Source organism: Pseudoalteromonas sp. AOP7-A1-14 (genome assembly GCF_052376275.1).
Taxonomy (GTDB): domain Bacteria; phylum Pseudomonadota; class Gammaproteobacteria; order Enterobacterales; family Alteromonadaceae; genus Pseudoalteromonas.
Map to the genome: position 1 here is coordinate 1 of NZ_JBQSVO010000084.1, position 17,878 is coordinate 17,878.

The window sequence follows — 17,878 nt, forward strand, 5'->3', positions numbered from 1 at the left end:
AAGGAGCCAGAGGCTCCTTTTTAATACTTAGATGAAAAAGCTTAAGCGGCTAGGCCTTCTTTTGCTTTTTCAACAAGCGCTGCAAATGCAACTTGGTCATAAACAGCGATATCTGCAAGGATCTTACGATCTATTTCTACAGATGTCTTTTTAAGACCATTAATAAAACGGCTGTAAGACAGACCATTTTGACGTGAAGCTGCATTGATACGTGCAATCCATAATTGACGGAAAGTACGTTTCTTAGCACGACGGTCACGGTAAGCGTATTGACCCGCTTTAGTAACTGCCTGAAAAGCTACACGGTAAACACGTGAACGTGCTCCGTAATAACCTTTAGCTTGTTTTAAAACTTTTTTGTGACGTGCACGTGCGACAACACCGCGTTTAACTCTTGCCATTTCTAAAAACCCCTATTAAGCGAATGGTAACATACGTGAAACTAGACCATGGTCATTTTTATGAACCATAAGCTTAGGACGTAGGTGTAACTTACGCTTAGAAGTTTTCTTAGTCAGAATGTGACGAAGATGCGCTTGTTTACGCTTGAAACCGCCAGAAGCAGTTTTCTTGAAACGCTTTGCTGCGCCTCTGTGACTTTTTAGCTTATAAGCCATTGCAATAACTCCAAATGTATTGCTTTAAAATTAGTAAGCAGGCGTGAGATATATTGCTATAGCTCCACTTTTAGGCCTAACTTACTGCCATATTCCGGTGAAAACTCAGCACTTATGTGCTGCAGCTTTACTTCAAAACCGGTTACCTCAGGTGAGCATTTTCATACTACTTGTAGACCTGAGCTAAATTCGGTGCGTATTATCGCTGAATTATTACTTTTTAGCAATAGGTGCCATCATCATAACCATTTGGCGACCTTCTACACGATTTGGAAATGACTCTACAATTGCTAAGTCTTCTAAATCGGTTTTTACTCGGTTTAATAATTCAATACCAATTTCTTGGTGCGCCATTTCGCGGCCACGAAAACGAATAGTAATCTTTGCTTTATCGCCAGCTTCTAAGAACTTACGTAAGTTACGCAGCTTAACCTGATAATCGCCTTCATCCGTACCCGGACGGAATTTGATTTCTTTAATCTGGATTTGCTTTTGTTTCTTCTTCTGTTCTTTAAGCTCTTTGCTTTTTTCAAAGATGAACTTACCGTAGTCCATAACTTTACAAACAGGCGGCTCAGCGTTTGGGCTGATCTCTACTAGATCAACTCCCGCTGCATCAGCCATAGCTTGCGCGTCTTGTAATGACTGAATTCCAGCTTGTTCGCCTTCAATGTCAATTAAACGAACTTCTTGTGCTGTAATATCTTCGTTAATACGATTTTTTTGAGCTGTTTGTTGCCCTTTCTTGCCGCCTCTAATGGTACGTTCCTCCAAGAATATCAATTAAAAAGCGTGCAGTTGGCCTATTATTAATGCCCTACACACTCGAATTTTACTGTCGATGCTTAATTTCTTCGCTAATTTTAGCTACAAATTCATCAACATTAAATTTGCCCAAGTCTTCACCTGTGCGAGTTCGTACTGCTACTTCTTGCTGTTCAACTTCTTTATCACCAACAACTAGTAAGTAAGGAATACGTTTTAATGTATGTTCGCGGATTTTAAAGCCAATCTTCTCATTTCTCAAGTCAGCAGAGGCTCTAATACCCAATTTATTTAATTTTTGTACAACTTCTTTAACATAAGGCGCTTGTTTATCGGTAATATTCATAATTACCACTTGCTTTGGCGCAAGCCAGGTTGGGAATAAACCGGCATACTCTTCGGTTAAGATACCGATAAAGCGTTCAATCGAGCCTAAAATCGCACGGTGAATCATAACTGGTGTGCGACGCTCGTTATTTTCGGCTACATAAGTAGCACCTAAACGCTCTGGTAGAGCAAAATCTAACTGCACTGTACCACACTGCCACGCTCTGTCTAAGCAATCGTACAAAGTAAATTCAATTTTAGGGCCGTAAAACGCCCCTTCACCTGGTAAATAGTCAAACTCAATGTCGTTTGCTTTAAGTGCATCCGCTAATGCAAGCTCAGCTTTATCCCATAAATGGTCTTCGCCAATACGCTTTTCTGGACGAGTAGAGAGCTTAACGACAATCTTTTCAAAACCGAACGTCTCATAAGTATCATAAACCATCTTAATGCAGGCTGACACTTCGTCCATAACTTGTTCTTCGGTACAGAATATATGTGCATCATCTTGAGTAAAGCCACGTACACGCATTAAGCCATGCAGCGCACCTGAAGGTTCGTTACGGTGGCAACAACCAAACTCAGCCATACGAAGTGGTAAATCACGGTACGATTTTAAACCTTGGTTAAAGATTTGTACGTGACCTGGGCAGTTCATTGGTTTAATAGCGTATTCACGCTTTTCAGATTCGGTGGTAAACATCGCGTCTGAATATTTTTCCCAGTGACCTGATTTTTCCCATAATGAACGGTCCATCATCATTGGGCCTTTCACTTCTTCGTAATCGTACTCACGTAGTTTTTCACGTACAAACTCTTCCAGTTCGCGGTAAATACTCCAGCCATCATTGTGCCAAAACACCATGCCTGGCGCTTCTTCTTGCCAGTGCCATAAATCAAGGGCTTTACCAATACGGCGATGATCGCGTTTTTCGGCTTCTTCTAAGCGTTTTAAATACGCTTTAAGTTGTTTTTTATCGCCCCAAGCTGTGCCATAGATACGTTGAAGCATTTTGTTTTCTGAATCGCCGCGCCAGTATGCACCGGCTACTTTCATTATCTTAAAGTTTTGGCAAAACTTCATATTTGGTACGTGCGGACCACGACACATATCAACATACTCTTCATGATGATATAAACCTGGGCGGTCATCTTGTGCGATGTTTTGATCTAATATTTCTATTTTGTAACTTTCACCACGCGCTGCAAAAGTGTCGCGTGCTTCTTGCCAGCTGACGGTTTTTTTCACTACGTCGTAGTTAGTTTTTGCCAGTTGTAGCATGCGCTTTTCAATTGCATCTAAATCGTCTTGGCTTAAAGAGTGTTCCATATCGATATCATAGTAAAAACCATTATCGATAGTTGGACCAATCGCCATTTTCGCTTCAGGGAATAATTGTTTAACTGCATGACCAATAAGGTGCGCGCATGAGTGGCGAATAATTTCTAAGCCATCATCATCTTTTGCGGTAATAATCTCAAGACGGGCATCTTCGCTGATTAAATCACATGCATCAACACGTGTACCATCTACACGACCAGCAATGGTCGCCTTAGCGAGGCCTGGACCAATATCATTGGCTACATCGAGTGTACTTACTGGGTTTTCAAAACTACGCTGACTGCCGTCAGGAAGGGTAATAACTGGCATTATAAATCCTTACTACAGTGGTGACGCCTACAATGCATCACATGTATTTATTAAAAGTAAAATGAGTGACTCTACAACGCTTTTACGAATAAGCATTGCTGAAACATGCCAAAAGGCTTTTATAGTTGCTGAGTCTGAGCAACTATTATTGGTATTGTCTCGTTTGATGCAGCCAAATACAAGTATTTAGCCCCAGTAATTGACAAATAATCCCGACATTTCATACTGAGCCGATTGTTCTTTATGGAAATACGCTATGCCTGCCAGCAAGCCTGAAAATATAGCCAATACTGAGCAGCTCAGTTTTGCCACATTTAATTTACTTAACTATGCTGCGCCGCCGTACTCGTTTTACACTCAGCAAGAACGCTATAGTCAAACTCAGTGGCGACAAAAACAAGCGTTTATAAGTGATTTTTTGCAGCAATCACATGCTGATGTTATTGCTTTTCAAGAGGTATTTAGCCCCAATAAATTACAAGCGTTATGTGAGCTGCACGGCTATAGCCATTTTAAAACGGTTGAGTCCCCTCGCTGTGATCCATTATACCCACAGTTGTTGCTAAGCCCCGTGGTTGCAATTGCCGCTAAATATCCTATAAAACAATGTGAGCCTTTAACGCCTTCACCACAACTTATAAAGTATTTAACCAATCAAACGGAATTTAAATTTAATCGTATACCTATCAAATGCCTAATTGATTTACCTTTACTTGGTGAGTTGTGCTGTTATGTGGTGCATTTTAAATCACAGCGTATTGTGCCAATGAATGAGTTACTCAATGTTCATAGCAAAACGGATCCGGTATTAACATTATTAGAGAGTACGGTTGGCACTATGCAGTCGCAAATTGCACGCTCCCTCGAAGCGGCTATCGTGTATTTTGATGCCTTACACACTCAGCAACAGCGTCAATGTGCAACCCTGATTATGGGAGACTTTAATGATAACTTACAAAGTAGTTCCTTATCATTTATTAATAAACCGAACAAAGCACACAGAAGTACAAATAAAAAACCAGCTTTAACAACTAAAAATAACCCAGCTCTAGAAATTGCATTAACGGATGCATATTTGCTCAGTGAAAATAGTAAAGAAGCAAAACCCATTACGCACTATCATCACACAAAGGGAAATGTACTAGATTATATTTTAATCTCTGAACACTTTAACCCCAAAAGCCCTTATTCAAAAGTAGCTGCCCTGCGCTATCAAAGTTTTGATAAACACTTAAACCCCATGTTAAAAGAGGAAGATCTCAGTACCAGCGATCATAGTGCGATTAGTATTACCCTTACTTTTTAAGTAATAGCTTAAGTGGATGCCTCGCATCTTGAGGTGGTTTGGGTATATAATGTCGGCAATTAAGTTTTGTAGAGAAAAACCATGAGAACATGCGGTGTAGATATTACAGGTAGTGACGTACTACTATGTATTTTAAGTAAAGATAATGACGTATTTGATATCCGTGATGTACGTCAAACTCGGTTTACCCTAGCTAACGGGAATGACAGCGAAGTAATGCGTAAATTCCAGTTTGATTTTGCAAAACTTATGCAAGATTATCAAATAGACTCAGTGGCAATTCGTGAACGCCAGCCAAAGGGTAAATTTGCGGGTAGCGCGAAAGGGTTTAAAATGGAAACCGCCATCCAACTTATCGACAATTTAGATGTGCAAGTATTTAGCCCAACTGAAATAAAAGAACAATTAAAACGTAATCCTATCCCGATTGATTTTGAAGATACCGGCCTTAAAAAGTATCAGGAAAATGCGTTTGTTAATGCTTATGTCTACATCATGAAAAAAACATATCGTAGTGATGAGATATAAAAAATTATAAACGTTAAATAAACGCGCTAATGCGCGTTTTTTTATGCCCGTAATCATTTTCACAGCAGCAAACAACACACTACATTAGTCTAATACCACTTTTACTTGTCGACAATTTATGTTTATTTAGTATTGCAACCCCAACCTCTCACACTGATTTATGGAGCATGTAATGCAAGTAACCCACTCCACAACTGAACAACATGATTCAGAAGGTAACAATAAAACACTCACAAGGAGCCTCTTTACAGGTGTGCAAACCCCGGCATTAATAAATAAAACCATCGGACAATACTTTGATTCCATTGTCGACAATAATCCAGATCACCCTGCTATTATTGTCACTCATCAAAATGTACGTTTGAGCTATAGACAGTACCAAACTAAAATCAATCAATTAGCGATGGCGCTGCTTGCGCTTGGCGTTAAGCCAGGTGACCGTGTAGGCATTTGGTCACCTAACAATATCGAGTGGTGTTTAACCCAGTTTGCAACCGCAAAAATTGGTGCCATTATGGTTTGTATCAATCCGGCTTACCGCCCTAATGAACTGCGTTATGCATTAAACACCGTAGAATGCTCAACACTTATCACTGCAAGCGCTTTTAAGGCAAGTGACTACTTAAAAATGCTGAACGAAATTGCCCCTGAGCTTAGCCATAGTGAATCTGGGAGCTTGCGCGCTAAAGCATTGCCAACACTTAAAAACATTATTCGTATTGGTGACGAAGCGGCGCCGGGTATGTTTTGCTTTAATGATATTTTAACCCTCCCCACGGCTGCGCATAAAATTGAACTCGATGCACTAGCAGATACATTAAAACCCGATCAAGACATTAACATTCAGTTTACCTCTGGTACGACTGGCAACCCAAAAGGTGCCACGCTCACCCACAAAAACATTCTTAACAATGGCTTTTTCATGGCGAATGCAATGCAGTTAACCGCTAATGATAAAATATGTATTCCCGTACCCCTATATCATTGTTTTGGCATGGTGCTTGGAAATTTAACTTGCATAAGTAAAGGCGCGACGGCTGTATTTCCTGGCGACTCGTTTGATCCTAAAACAACCTTAAGCGTGGTTGAGCAAGAGCGCTGTACAGGGCTTCATGGTGTACCCACTATGTTTATCAGTGAGCTTGAACATAAAGACTTTCAGCAATTTAATTTATCAAGCTTGCGCACTGGTATTATGGCAGGCTCTACTTGTCCTGAACAGGTGATGCGCAAAGTGCAAACACTAATGCACATGAGCGAAATTGTTATTGGTTATGGTCAAACCGAGTGTAGCCCGATTAATAATGTAACTGAAATAGACTCCCCCATCGAAAAACAAGTAAAAACCGTGGGCCGTGCCCTTGCCCATACTAAAGTTAAAATAATTGATGAGCTGGGTAACATTCAAAAAATAGGTTTACCCGGTGAAATATGCAGCCACGGCGCGGGCATTATGCGCTGTTACTGGAACGATGCAGAAAAAACAGCCGCTACAATCGACACTGATGGCTGGCTACATTCTGGTGATTTAGGGGTGATGGATGAAGAAGGTTTTGTCACGATTGTTGGTCGCATTAAAGATATGATCATCCGTGGCGGTGAAAACATTTCACCAAGAGAAATAGAAGAAGTGCTTTACACCTATCCAGGTATTCAAGATGCGGCAATATTTGGCATAAACGATGAAAAATATGGTGAAGAAGTCTGCGCGTGGATACAACCCAAAGACGATGCTGTATTAGATGAGCACGCAATTCGTGACTTCTTAAAAGACAAACTAGCGTATTTTAAAATTCCAAGACACATTCGTTTTGTAGACAGTTACCCGATGACAGTAACGGGTAAATTACAAAAATTTAAAATGCGTGAGCAAATGCAAACTGAGCTTAAAGACTGCGCTTTTTCGTGATTTACGCTATCACCTAAGCAATAAGACCTAACTTTCAGCCCGAATTCTAAGGGTAATAAGTTAGGTCACTTTAATTAATTACAATTAGCTGTCTCATATCAACCTAACGTTTCTCTAAGTAATAAAGAAGCGCTTTGCTAAATATTAAACCCAATTAAAAACAGTATTAAGCCACAAAATATACTAATAGCAGATGTACTTTCGCGAGAACGTTCAGCGGATAATAGTTCACAACTTCCAACATAAAAACCATATAAAACACGGCCTAAACCACCGCTAAACCGGTAATTATGCAAATCAACATTACCCTTTTCATCGCTTAATAAACGCAGGTAACCAAAAAGGAAGCACACACAGCCGTTAATAAACAAGATTAATTGAAGTTTTTGCATTAAATATAAAAACAGGTTTTAGGTGAGCAAAGTGTAGCATTAAAAAAAGAGCTTTAAATACAAAGTTGATGGAATTGGCAATTAGGCTGCACTGCAAACGAGGCAGCCTATAAGTCTATCTCAGCAATTAAACGACGCCTTGTTCAATCATGGCATCAGCAACACGTTTAAAGCCAGCTATGTTAGCTCCTAGTAATAAATTTCCAGGTTCACCAAATTCAGTAGCCGTTTCACTGGCTGTGACAAATATATTTTTCATAATTTGTTGCAGCTTTTGATCAACTTCTTCAAACGTCCAACTTTGCATGCTGGCATTTTGTGCCATTTCAAGTTGGCTGGTGGCAACCCCACCGGCATTGGCCGCTTTACCTGGCCCGTATGCTATTTTAGCCTCAATAAAGCAGTCTATGGCTTCTTTAGTTGAAGGCATGTTTGCGCCCTCTGAAACCAATTTACATCCATTGCTTAATAATGCTTGTGCATCGGCTTGAGTTAATTCGTTTTGAGTGGCACATGGGAAAGCAGCATCTGCTGGAAGGCGCCATACAGCATGACCATCTACAGGATAATCATTGCGGGCAATATATTTAGCATTAGAATAAGTATTGATATAACTGCTTAAACAGCCCTTTGATTGCTCTTTAAGTTTTTTTATAAGAGTAAGATCAACCCCAGCTTCATGGTAAATAGTACCCCGGGAATCACTGCAGCTGATTGGCGTTGCACCTAATTGATAAAGCTTTTCAATGGTATAAATAGCTACATTACCAGATCCTGATACTAAACAGCGTTTACCTTGTAAAGTATCACCATTAGCTTCAAGCATATTATTGGCAAAATACGCAACACCATAACCGGTCGCTTCTTTACGTACTAATGAACCACCCCATAGTAAGCTTTTACCGGTCAGCACACCTTCATAGCGGCCTGTTAGGCGCTTATATTGGCCAAACATATAGCCAATTTCTTTTGCTCCAACACCAATATCACCCGCTGGTACATCTGTAGTTGGGCCTATGTGACGATATAACTCTGTCATAAACGATTGGCAAAAGCGCATTATTTCAGCGTCGGAGCGCCCTTTAGGATCGAAATTAGCGCCACCTTTACCGCCACCAATAGGCAAACCAGTCAATGCATTTTTAAAGATTTGTTCGAACCCAAGAAATTTAATAATGCTTGCATTTACACTCGGATGAAAGCGTAAACCTCCTTTATAAGGTCCCAAAGCTGAATTAAACTCAACACGATACCCTTTATTAACCTGCACATCGCCTTTATCGTCTACCCACGGGACCCTAAACATAATTTGTCGCTCAGGCTCAACTAAGCGTTGGATAATAGCATTGCGTTGATAAACCTCAGAGTCATCAAGTACAGGGTTTAGTGACTCAAGCACCTCTTCAACAGCCTGATAAAATTCACATTGTGCGGGGCTGGTTTGCTTTAAGTGCTCAATTGTAGAATGAATGTAATTCATAAATATTCTTCCGTTTCAAAAAAGTTTTATATATCAAATATTAAAATAAACATGATCTAGTTTGTATTTCATATAATAAGGCTATTCAAGTCATAAACTTAAGCACACCTTAACACTACTTTTATGAATACTTAACTTTTAAACGTGAAAAAAGCTGAAGATAAAAATCAAACTATGTCGATTTTTATGCTGTATAGATGAATATAAATGAAAAACAAAAACGAAGGAGAGTTACGATAAAACATAAATGAACTGCCAATCGCACACTCTCTTTTATGAGCTTATGTTAGTTTTGTTCAAATGCACCTACATCGCCTGGGAATACAACGGGCGATTCAACTCCTTGTGCATTAACTGCAGCCACACCAAAATAATAATTATCTATAACTACATTTTTTAAAGTCGCTTCACTTACATTGCCAACATAACGGCTAAACTGCCATTGTGGTTCGCTTGTGTAACGCCAGTAAATACGATATCCCGTTGTGGCTTTATCATTATTTTTTTGCCATTTTAATGTAGTGCTTGGTTGCACTGCGCCTGAAATTTCAACCTCATTAGGTGGTGCTGGCGCCCACGCCATTGATGCAAGGCTCACCGCATTCAGTGCGGTTAATTTGGCTGCATAATCAAAATCAACACCATCGATTGTATCACCATAAATAATGCCGTTTTCAGTACGCAAATCTTGATGCTGGTGGTTATAATTTTCGTTAGTTTCCATTACCCGCACTGCAGCATAGCCCATATCATTAAATGGACGATGATGCCCCCCGCGGCCAAAGCGATCTAAACGGTAAACCAACATGGTATCTAGGCTTTCAATATAGCGCTCAGCAACGGTGTCAATATAGCGTGCGAGGTTACGACTTGCTGAATCAACCTCACCACCAGTAAAGCGACGTGTATGCGCTTGCTCTTTGGTTTCAATTACACGAGTGCCTTCAGAAAATATCCGCGCAGTGGTGTTATCGGTTACTCTATTGATACCGGTAGTATTGCCAATCATGTCATTATTAAGTACCGCATGTACCTGCCAGCCTTGCTTTTGTGCATGAGCGGCTAGTATTTTACCGCCAAACAGGCCCTGCTCTTCACCAGAAAGTGCTGCGTAAACAATCGATCCATTAAACTTATGCTGTGAAAGTACTCGCGCTGACTCGATCACTCCAGCAACACCTGATGCGTTATCATTTGCGCCCGGCGAGTCACTGGTAAAATCCATCACATCGCTTACACGGGAGTCAATATCACCTGACATCATTACCATACGATTTGGCTCACTTTGACCTCGCTGAATCGCAATAATATTAATCACCTCAACTGGATCTGGAATGCGCTTTTCACCGGAAATAGTATCTTTTACTTCAATCACTTCTAAGCAACCACCACACTCGGCAGATATTTTTTCAAACTCTGCTTTTATCCAACGTCTTGCAGCTCCTATTCCGCGTGTTTCTGACTTGGTTTCAGACAAAGTATGGCGAGTACCAAAATCAACTAAAGACTGAATGTCACTTTCAATGCGAGATGCCGATACACTCGCTGCAATATCGTGAAGCTTTTGCTGTTCTTGATACTGAATTGTTGCCACTGAAGAGGCTGAAAACGATAACGCAGCAAAGCTAAATAAAAGCGACGCGTTGACTAGTTTAAAACTCATGGTGTTTACCTATTTGATTTATTGTTCATCGAACAATAGTAAAGTAAAAACACAACCGCAAAAAATTTGAGACCAATAACAACATGGCTCTGTTAAATCAATATCCAAACTTGTTTGGTAAAATAGTGTGCAATGCACTATCCCCATATATTAATATAAGAAAAACAAGCTAATCCTGTACCCAAGTCATGCTGAGAAGATTATGAAAAATAGATACGCCTTATTACTTTTTATTACCACAACTATTTATAGCAATATAGCTTTAGCACAGGTTAAAACGGATCATGATTGGCAGCTCATTGATAATTTCGAACTAAATACTTTAGCACAGTGGCAACTAATCGATACTGATAACCAAACAAAGCCCCGGGTAAAAAAGCCACAAATAACGACTATAAAAACAGAACAACTTAATAAAACTCAAAATAATTTTTTACTTAAAAAGCCAGCAAAAGACGGCTTAATTGGTAATCGTAAAGCCTTGAGTTACTTAAAGTTACCAAATGAGGTCGAAAACGGGCAAGTATACACATTTTATATACGTATTAATGTGGCAGCCTTTCCAAACAACCATACTTTTGGCTTAAGTAATTTAGCCCCTGATAAAATAAATAAGCAAGGCTATGACTCCTTTGAGCCGACTCTACGCATAACCGATAAAATGGAGTCTAATGGCTTTAAAAATACCGGTGCGCTTATGGTTAAAACAGATCAGGGCTATAAGGATATTATTTCTGTAAATAAACAACAAAATGCAAAACCCATGTCTGAGAACCAATGGTATGAAGTATGGTACGTAGTAAATAACAAACCACATAAACAAGGTGGGCAGCGTTATGATGTTTATATCAAAGGTGGCGAGTTTTCTACGCAGACACTTGCATATAAAAATGCAGATTTTCGTATGAAACGAGAAAAACCATTAAAATATTTTTTAGCTAACTGCAATACAGGTCCACACGATAACCCATATGGCAATGGCGGTTTACGCTATGACGATTTATATATGGTACAAGGCATTAACCTTACAAGTCCGATTTGATTAAAGCGACTCTTTTAAGTCAAGCACTGAGCGTGAGCTTAGTATAAATACTGTAAGTTTAACGACCAGTCCCAACAAATATCGCACCTAGAGTAAGATTACAATGTTATAATATAGAATATTGTCTAGATAATTAAGCCATTAAAATGTATCGACTATTTGAGCGGATGACCAAACCATTCCCAACAGATAAACCCACTCAACCACCAGGCACTTTGTTTGCCTTTTGCCGTCACTATACCAAAGGTATGGAAGTATCACTGATACTTATGTCGCTAAGTGCTGCAGCACTTGCCATATTAGAGGTATCACTGTTTAGTTATATGGGCCAGCTTGTTGATTGGTTAAGCAGCTATACACCTGATACGTTATTTGTTGAACAAAAATCTGAGTTAATAAAAATGGCCGTAGTACTGCTGGTAGTGTTACCGCTGGTGGTATTTTTTCATTCAGCCATATTACACCAAGCTTTATTGGGTAACTACCCGATGTCAATTCGCTGGCTCGCACACCGCTATTTACTACGTCAAAGTGTCAGCTTTTACCAAAATGAGTTTGCTGGGCGCATTGCCACCAAAGTGATGCAGACATCACTCGCTGTACGCGAGTCTGTTATGAAGCTACTTGATGTACTGGTGTATATAGTCGTTTATTTTGGTGCCATGGTGTTTTTAGTCGCCGAGTCAGATTGGCGTTTAATGCTTCCATTGCTGGCATGGCTGGTACTTTACGCCGCGATTCAAGTATATTTTGTACCAAAACTTAAACGTATTGCCAGCTCTCAAGCGGACGCGCGTTCAGAAATGACCGGCCGTATTGTCGATAGCTATACGAATATTTCCACCATTAAACTATTTTCATACACCCAGCGTGAAGAACAATATGCAAAAGACAGCATGGATGTATTTTTGCAGCCTGTGTACAAACAAATGCGCTTAGTTACCAGCCTTAACTTTGCCATTAATAGCTTAAATTATTTATTAGTATTTAGTATCGCGGTACTCTCTTTATATTTATGGTCATTAAGTGCAATTAGTGCGGGTGCCATTGCTGTAGCAATAAGTTTATCGCTACGCTTAAATGGCATGGCGCAGTGGATAATGTGGGAAATAAGCAGCTTATTTGAAAATATTGGCACTGTCGTCGATGGCATGAAAACACTATCAACCCCCATTGAGGTAGATGATCAAGAAGATGCCTCAACACTTGAGATCACTGCCGGTGATATTTCGTTTAAACACGTGTACTTTAATTACGGTAAAGCGGCTAACGAAACGCATCGCGGCCCCGTCGTAAATGGCCTTGATTTACACATAAAACCGGGGGAAAAAATTGGTTTAGTGGGTCGCTCCGGCGCAGGTAAGTCGACCTTAGTTAACTTATTGCTACGCTTTTATGATGTTGATTCGGGCAGTATTACCATTGATAACCAAGATATTGCAAAAGTAAGCCAAGAAAGCTTACGCAAATACATTGCAATGGTTACTCAAGACACCTCCCTACTTCACCGCTCAGTACGAGACAATATTTTATATGGTCGCCCGAGTGCGACTGATGAAGAATTAATAGCCGCGGCCAAACAAGCCAAAGCCCTTGAGTTTATTTATGACCTTGTTGACAGTAAAGGGAATACAGGCTTTGATGCCCAAGTAGGTGAGCGCGGTGTAACACTTTCAGGCGGACAGCGCCAACGTATAGCAATTGCTCGGGTATTACTTAAGGATGCACCGATCCTAATTTTAGACGAAGCCACCAGCGCTCTCGATTCAGAGGTAGAAGCCGCGATTCAAACCAGCCTTGACGACTTAATGACTGGCAAAACCGTAATCGCCATTGCACACCGGTTATCGACCATCGCACAAATGGACAGGCTAATAGTGCTAGACGAAGGCGGTGTTGTTGAACAAGGAAGTCATGAAGAGCTTATCAAGCAAGGTGGTATTTATGCCGCACTTTGGTCACACCAAACAGGCGGGTTTATTGGAGTTGAATAGACTAAATTTAGTAAGTTTATAATAATTTAAAAGTGGGACCCATTGGAAACTTTATATAATAAGGCCAATGGGTCTTTGCCTTTATTCTTTAGCCTTTTATTACTCACCTTACCATTTTAATTAATCACAAAAACTAGACCTTTGACTAATCCCAACTTGCTGCGGGTTGCTTTACTCTGGTAACTCAACATTAAACGCTTTTTATATAATTATAATAAAAGCTATTTTTATATTGAATGCGTATTTTGAGTTAGCAATTATGTTGCCGGAGTAGTTATGACAACAACACAACAGGGTAATCAAGCACCTGAACCTAAAAATGAAGATCACCAACAAGCGACTTCTGACAGTTATGCGAACCTTCATAAACCTAGCTCTGAGTTTGAAACCAGAGATGAATACCTTGAACACGAGTTGCAGATCATGCAGCCTAAACGTTGGCGGGCTAATCTACCTTTTCGAGATTATCGATTTGAATTAGAAGACACCATTCCTGCAATGGCTGGCACCATAGGTAAAATTGTCATGGTTGGGGCGATTGCTGCCACCTTTGCTGCGCCATTAGGACTCGGCGATGCCTTCGTTTTAGAAAACGTCCGCTACGAGCTGCTTATAGTTGCGCTGTTTATTATTTTATTTTCAGGTTTTATTTTACCTACTGCAAATTTAGCAGGAACACATGGCCCACTTATCCCACTAATTCCTATTGTTGTTGCGGCGGGTGGCCATCCAATGGCGTTTGGCTTATTAATTGGTGCTTTTGGATTTATTTTAGCTATAACTAAAGGAGGTAGTTTGCTCGCGAGGCTCACCAGTAAAGGGGTTTGCGGGGGATTACTTATTTACCTAGGCTTTATTGGCACTATTTCTCAGGTTAAGAAATTATTTACGTGGGCCGAAAGTATTGAAATGACGCATATTGCATTTATCGTTATTCTTGCCACTATTTTACTTTATGCTCTACTAGAGCACTTTAAAAAACGCTGGCTTGCCGTCCCACTTAGCTGTCTTATTGGCGGCCTTACGGCATTTGCTTTAGGTGCACCGTTTGAATTTAAAACAGCACCGGGATTGCCCAACATGAACCCAATGTATTGGTGGGGTGAAAACACCGGCTGGATGCTCGGCCTGCCAACGTTAGAAAGCTTTGTGGTTGTTTTACCATTTGCTGTTTTAGCTGTTGCTATGTGGTCACCGGACTTTTTAGGTCATCAAGTATTTCAAAAGATTAGTTACCCTAAACGTACTGAAAAAGTACAAATGAATATTGATGACACCATGCTCAGTGCGTCTGTTCGCCAAACCTGTGGCTCACTATTTGGCGGGGCTAATTTCGCGTCTTCTTGGGGCACTTATATCGTACCTGCTGCCATTGCAAAACGCCCTATTCCTGCAGGCGCTATTTTAACAGCCTTATTTTGTATTATTGCCGGTATTTGGGGTTACCCTATGGATTTAGCAATCTGGCAACCAGTGCTTTGTGTGGCCTTGATTGTGGGTGTGTTTATACCGTTACTAGAAGCGGGTATGGAAATGACGCGTGAAGGCAAAACAACGCAATCTGCGGCTATTGTGGTCTTTGCTTCATCACTCGTAAATCCAGCATTTGGTTGGTCTTTAACTATGCTACTGGATAACTTAGGCCTAATTGGCTGTAAAGAAAGAAGTGCTGAGCTTACCCCTACCAGCCGCTGGATAGTACCACTTATTATGTTTGTATTACTGACGGGTGTAATGGCAATAGTCGGTATGCTACCGGGAATACCAGCATTAATGCCCAGCTTCAGGCATTAAAAATGTAATAGATAATAAGCCCACAACAGTGGGCTTTTTTGCGTATATAACGTTATTAATAAGCCACTAAACGTAGGCCGACTAATCCGAGTATCACAATATTGGCGGCTACTCCCACTAAAAAGAAATAACTACGTGGACTGGGGTTTTTCTCTGTCGCAATCATATAATAAAGCGCCATGTGGATTATGCGTGCAATAACGTAGATCCACACACTAATAGCAAAAATGCTGCTTTGCAGACCAACGATAAAAGCAAATAGTACCGTACCTAAAAATAACGGACTATTTTCAATCGTATTATGAAAAGTGCGATGTGCTCTAAATACAAAGCTTTCATGGCTCAAATTATCACTTAGCTTACCGGGCACCGTGCCTGGCTGATTAGCTTTAGAAAAACTTGCTACGCCCCACTGGATAAGCAACATAATAAAATATAAATAAAGCGCAAAGTAAGCAGATAACGTTAATTCAGTCATTTTTGTTCCTTAATTTTTTATTCGAACCAAATACCCTGCAAAGTTCAAACCATTATTAACCACCTGAAATTAAAGAATATTAAAGAAAAACAAACTAACCAATTAAAAGAATGAACCTCCGGTGTATAAAAATTACCGATTAAATAAAACCACTTAAGACACTTCCTGCTAAAAACAATGAGCTCATGTTAAAAGGTTTATATAGGTTTAAGTGTGATAAATATGAAACGACACGCTTTTAACAATATAACTTTACTTGTATGCTGTAACTTACTGATAAATATATGTCAGCTAAGATGACTGAAGCGACTGGCGATAATTAGCACCATCAAAACGCCTTGTATCAATACAGTTACACACATTAAACAACAATAAGGTTACTTATGCGATTAGGACCAGGCCTACTTGTCACAGCCGCTTTTATTGGCCCAGGCACTATAACCAGTGCTAGCATAGCCGGTGCAAATTTTGGTTTTGCGCTTATTTGGACACTACTATTTTCTGTTATAGCGACTATTTTATTACAGTCTATGGCTGCACGCCTTGGTGTGGCAACTGGCCAAGACTTAGCTCAAGCGTTACGTACACATATTCAAACTCCCTTATTTAAAAAACTGGCCGCTTTCTTAGTGATAAGCGCCATTGGCGTTGGCAGTGCAGCTTATGAAGCAGGAAATCTAAGCGGGGCAAGTATGGGCTTAATTGAAATTTTCCCGCAGGTGCATGCCCAAGTATGGACGCCATTAATTGCTATTTTCAGTGCTGCATTACTGTACAGCGGTAAACATAAAGTAGTTGAAACCGCGCTGATTTTTTTAGTGATTTTAATGAGTTTGGTGTTTATATCTACTTTAATAATGGCAGCCCCCCTATTACTCAAGTGTTAGCAGGCTTTGTGCCTAGCATTCCTGATGGCTCGATTACCACTGTGCTGGCCTTAATCGGTACCACCATCGTGCCCTATAACTTATTTTTACATTCAGGAGTATTAGCTGCACAACATGACAAACAAAGTGATAAACGCAAAGTTATAAAACAAACCAACCTCGATACGGGAATTTCAATCACCCTTGGTGGTGTTATTACATTAGCAATTTTATCCACCGCATCTGTTGCCTTTTATGGCACCGATGCCGGTAAAGTCAGTGCAGCTAATATGGCAATGCAGCTAGAACCATTATTAGGGGATGCAGCCCATTACTTTTTTGCAATTGGTTTATTTGCCGCAGGATTAACCAGCGCAATAACAGCACCTCTTGCCGGTGCTTACGCAGTATGCGGTATGATTGGTTGGTCTAATAATATGAACAGCACGCACTTTAAAATGGTCGCCCTTATTATTTTACTCTTTGGTGCAGCAGTTGCCTCTCTTGGCTTAGATCCTGTGGCCGTAATCATCTTTGCACAAGCCGCCAATGGCCTCTTGCTCCCAATAGTCACCACCTACCTCATATGGCTAGTAAACCAAAAATCGGTAATGGGTAATTACACAAACTCGACACTCGTTAATCTACTTATACTGCCCGTATTATTACTCATTTTTGCTCTCAGTAGTTATAAGCTCTTTAGTTTGATTTTTTAGCACATAAACTCAATACATACACACAACAAAGCCGCTGTTCATTATAAACAGCGGCTCTATGAAGTATTTAGGTGAAGCGGTAACAACTCACTATTTTTATCGTATTAAAACTAATTAAGTTCATTTTTGCTAATATACTTTTTAGTTAAAATACCGAAAACATATCCACCTACGGCTCCAGCAGTCAATTGAGCGTAAAATCCCCAGCCTCTTGCGCCCGCTATAATAGTGATATTCATAATTGACTCAATAGCCACCAAAGCAACAGCAAACGCCACGACTCCAGCAGCAATAAATAGCTGCACGCCATATTTATTATACTTACTATAAAGAAACCCAGTGATTAAAAA

14 protein-coding genes and 2 pseudogenes are annotated in these 17,878 nt (G+C 40.2%); 7 read left to right on the top strand and 9 right to left on the bottom strand.

Annotated features, from left to right (window positions below):
* Positions 1 to 41: 41 nt before the first annotated feature.
* The 4 genes from rplT to thrS form a co-directional block, all read right to left on the bottom strand.
* Positions 42 to 401 (bottom strand): 50S ribosomal protein L20, encoded by a 360-nt coding sequence (rplT, locus tag ACT3RM_RS12770; protein WP_002960711.1) that lies wholly within the window; start codon positions 399 to 401, stop codon positions 42 to 44.
* A 15-nt stretch (positions 402 to 416) separates the two neighbouring features.
* Positions 417 to 617, bottom strand: a complete 201-nt coding sequence (gene rpmI / locus ACT3RM_RS12775; RefSeq protein ID WP_441835394.1) for a 50S ribosomal protein L35 — start codon at positions 615 to 617, stop codon at positions 417 to 419.
* A 213-nt stretch (positions 618 to 830) separates the two neighbouring features.
* Positions 831 to 1,391, bottom strand: coding sequence for a translation initiation factor IF-3 (gene infC, locus ACT3RM_RS12780; protein ID WP_441835395.1), 561 nt, complete (start codon positions 1,389 to 1,391; stop codon positions 831 to 833).
* Between the two features lie 58 nt (positions 1,392 to 1,449).
* Complete coding sequence (gene thrS / locus ACT3RM_RS12785; protein ID WP_441995012.1) at positions 1,450 to 3,360, bottom strand: threonine--tRNA ligase; 1,911 nt, start codon at positions 3,358 to 3,360, stop codon at positions 1,450 to 1,452.
* A 256-nt stretch (positions 3,361 to 3,616) separates the two neighbouring features.
* On the opposite strand from thrS, the gene ACT3RM_RS12790 reads away from it, so the two are divergent.
* From ACT3RM_RS12790 to ACT3RM_RS12800, 3 genes are all read left to right on the top strand, one after another.
* A complete protein-coding gene (locus tag ACT3RM_RS12790; protein ID WP_441835397.1) occupies positions 3,617 to 4,666 on the top strand; it encodes an endonuclease/exonuclease/phosphatase family protein in 1,050 nt (349 codons plus the stop codon).
* Positions 4,667 to 4,747: 81 nt separating this feature from the next.
* On the top strand, positions 4,748 to 5,194 hold the full coding sequence (locus ACT3RM_RS12795; protein WP_441835398.1) for a DUF3010 family protein: 447 nt from the start codon (positions 4,748 to 4,750) through the stop codon (positions 5,192 to 5,194).
* A 172-nt stretch (positions 5,195 to 5,366) separates the two neighbouring features.
* Positions 5,367 to 7,103 carry an AMP-binding protein gene (locus tag ACT3RM_RS12800; RefSeq protein WP_441835399.1) on the top strand — a complete coding sequence of 579 codons (1,737 nt, stop codon included), beginning with the start codon at positions 5,367 to 5,369 and terminating at the stop codon, positions 7,101 to 7,103.
* A gap of 137 nt (positions 7,104 to 7,240) precedes the next feature.
* Here ACT3RM_RS12800 and ACT3RM_RS12805 read toward each other — a convergent pair whose 3' ends face one another.
* The 3 genes from ACT3RM_RS12805 to ACT3RM_RS12815 all read right to left on the bottom strand — a co-directional run bounded on the left by ACT3RM_RS12805 (position 7,241) and on the right by ACT3RM_RS12815 (position 10,638).
* The gene (locus ACT3RM_RS12805; protein ID WP_441995013.1) at positions 7,241 to 7,495 is read right to left on the bottom strand and encodes a MetJ regulator of methionine regulon; all 255 of its coding nucleotides are present in this window, start codon (positions 7,493 to 7,495) and stop codon (positions 7,241 to 7,243) included.
* 127 nt (positions 7,496 to 7,622) lie between these two features.
* Positions 7,623 to 8,975 (bottom strand): NADP-specific glutamate dehydrogenase, encoded by a 1,353-nt coding sequence (gene gdhA / locus ACT3RM_RS12810; RefSeq protein ID WP_441995014.1) that lies wholly within the window; start codon positions 8,973 to 8,975, stop codon positions 7,623 to 7,625.
* A gap of 286 nt (positions 8,976 to 9,261) precedes the next feature.
* Positions 9,262 to 10,638 (bottom strand): M28 family peptidase, encoded by a 1,377-nt coding sequence (locus tag ACT3RM_RS12815; RefSeq protein ID WP_441995016.1) that lies wholly within the window; start codon positions 10,636 to 10,638, stop codon positions 9,262 to 9,264.
* A 202-nt stretch (positions 10,639 to 10,840) separates the two neighbouring features.
* Between ACT3RM_RS12815 and ACT3RM_RS12820 the strand changes: the two genes are divergently transcribed.
* The 3 genes from ACT3RM_RS12820 to ACT3RM_RS12830 all read left to right on the top strand — a co-directional run bounded on the left by ACT3RM_RS12820 (position 10,841) and on the right by ACT3RM_RS12830 (position 15,468).
* Positions 10,841 to 11,680 (top strand): hypothetical protein, encoded by an 840-nt coding sequence (locus tag ACT3RM_RS12820; RefSeq protein WP_441995017.1) that lies wholly within the window; start codon positions 10,841 to 10,843, stop codon positions 11,678 to 11,680.
* A 146-nt stretch (positions 11,681 to 11,826) separates the two neighbouring features.
* On the top strand, positions 11,827 to 13,674 hold the full coding sequence (locus ACT3RM_RS12825) for an ABC transporter ATP-binding protein (protein WP_441836278.1): 1,848 nt from the start codon (positions 11,827 to 11,829) through the stop codon (positions 13,672 to 13,674).
* Between the two features lie 276 nt (positions 13,675 to 13,950).
* Positions 13,951 to 15,468, top strand: a complete 1,518-nt coding sequence (locus tag ACT3RM_RS12830; protein ID WP_441836279.1) for a DUF3360 family protein — start codon at positions 13,951 to 13,953, stop codon at positions 15,466 to 15,468.
* A 55-nt stretch (positions 15,469 to 15,523) separates the two neighbouring features.
* Here the strand turns inward: ACT3RM_RS12830 and ACT3RM_RS12835 are convergent, their stop codons facing one another.
* Positions 15,524 to 15,946, bottom strand: coding sequence for an MAPEG family protein (locus ACT3RM_RS12835; protein ID WP_441836280.1), 423 nt, complete (start codon positions 15,944 to 15,946; stop codon positions 15,524 to 15,526).
* A 383-nt stretch (positions 15,947 to 16,329) separates the two neighbouring features.
* Here ACT3RM_RS12835 and ACT3RM_RS12840 point away from each other — a divergent pair.
* A pseudogene (locus tag ACT3RM_RS12840) lies at positions 16,330 to 17,528 on the top strand (Nramp family divalent metal transporter).
* 110 nt (positions 17,529 to 17,638) lie between these two features.
* Here ACT3RM_RS12840 and ACT3RM_RS12845 read toward each other — a convergent pair.
* Positions 17,639 to 17,878, bottom strand: a pseudogene (locus tag ACT3RM_RS12845) (hypothetical protein); the annotation flags it as partial.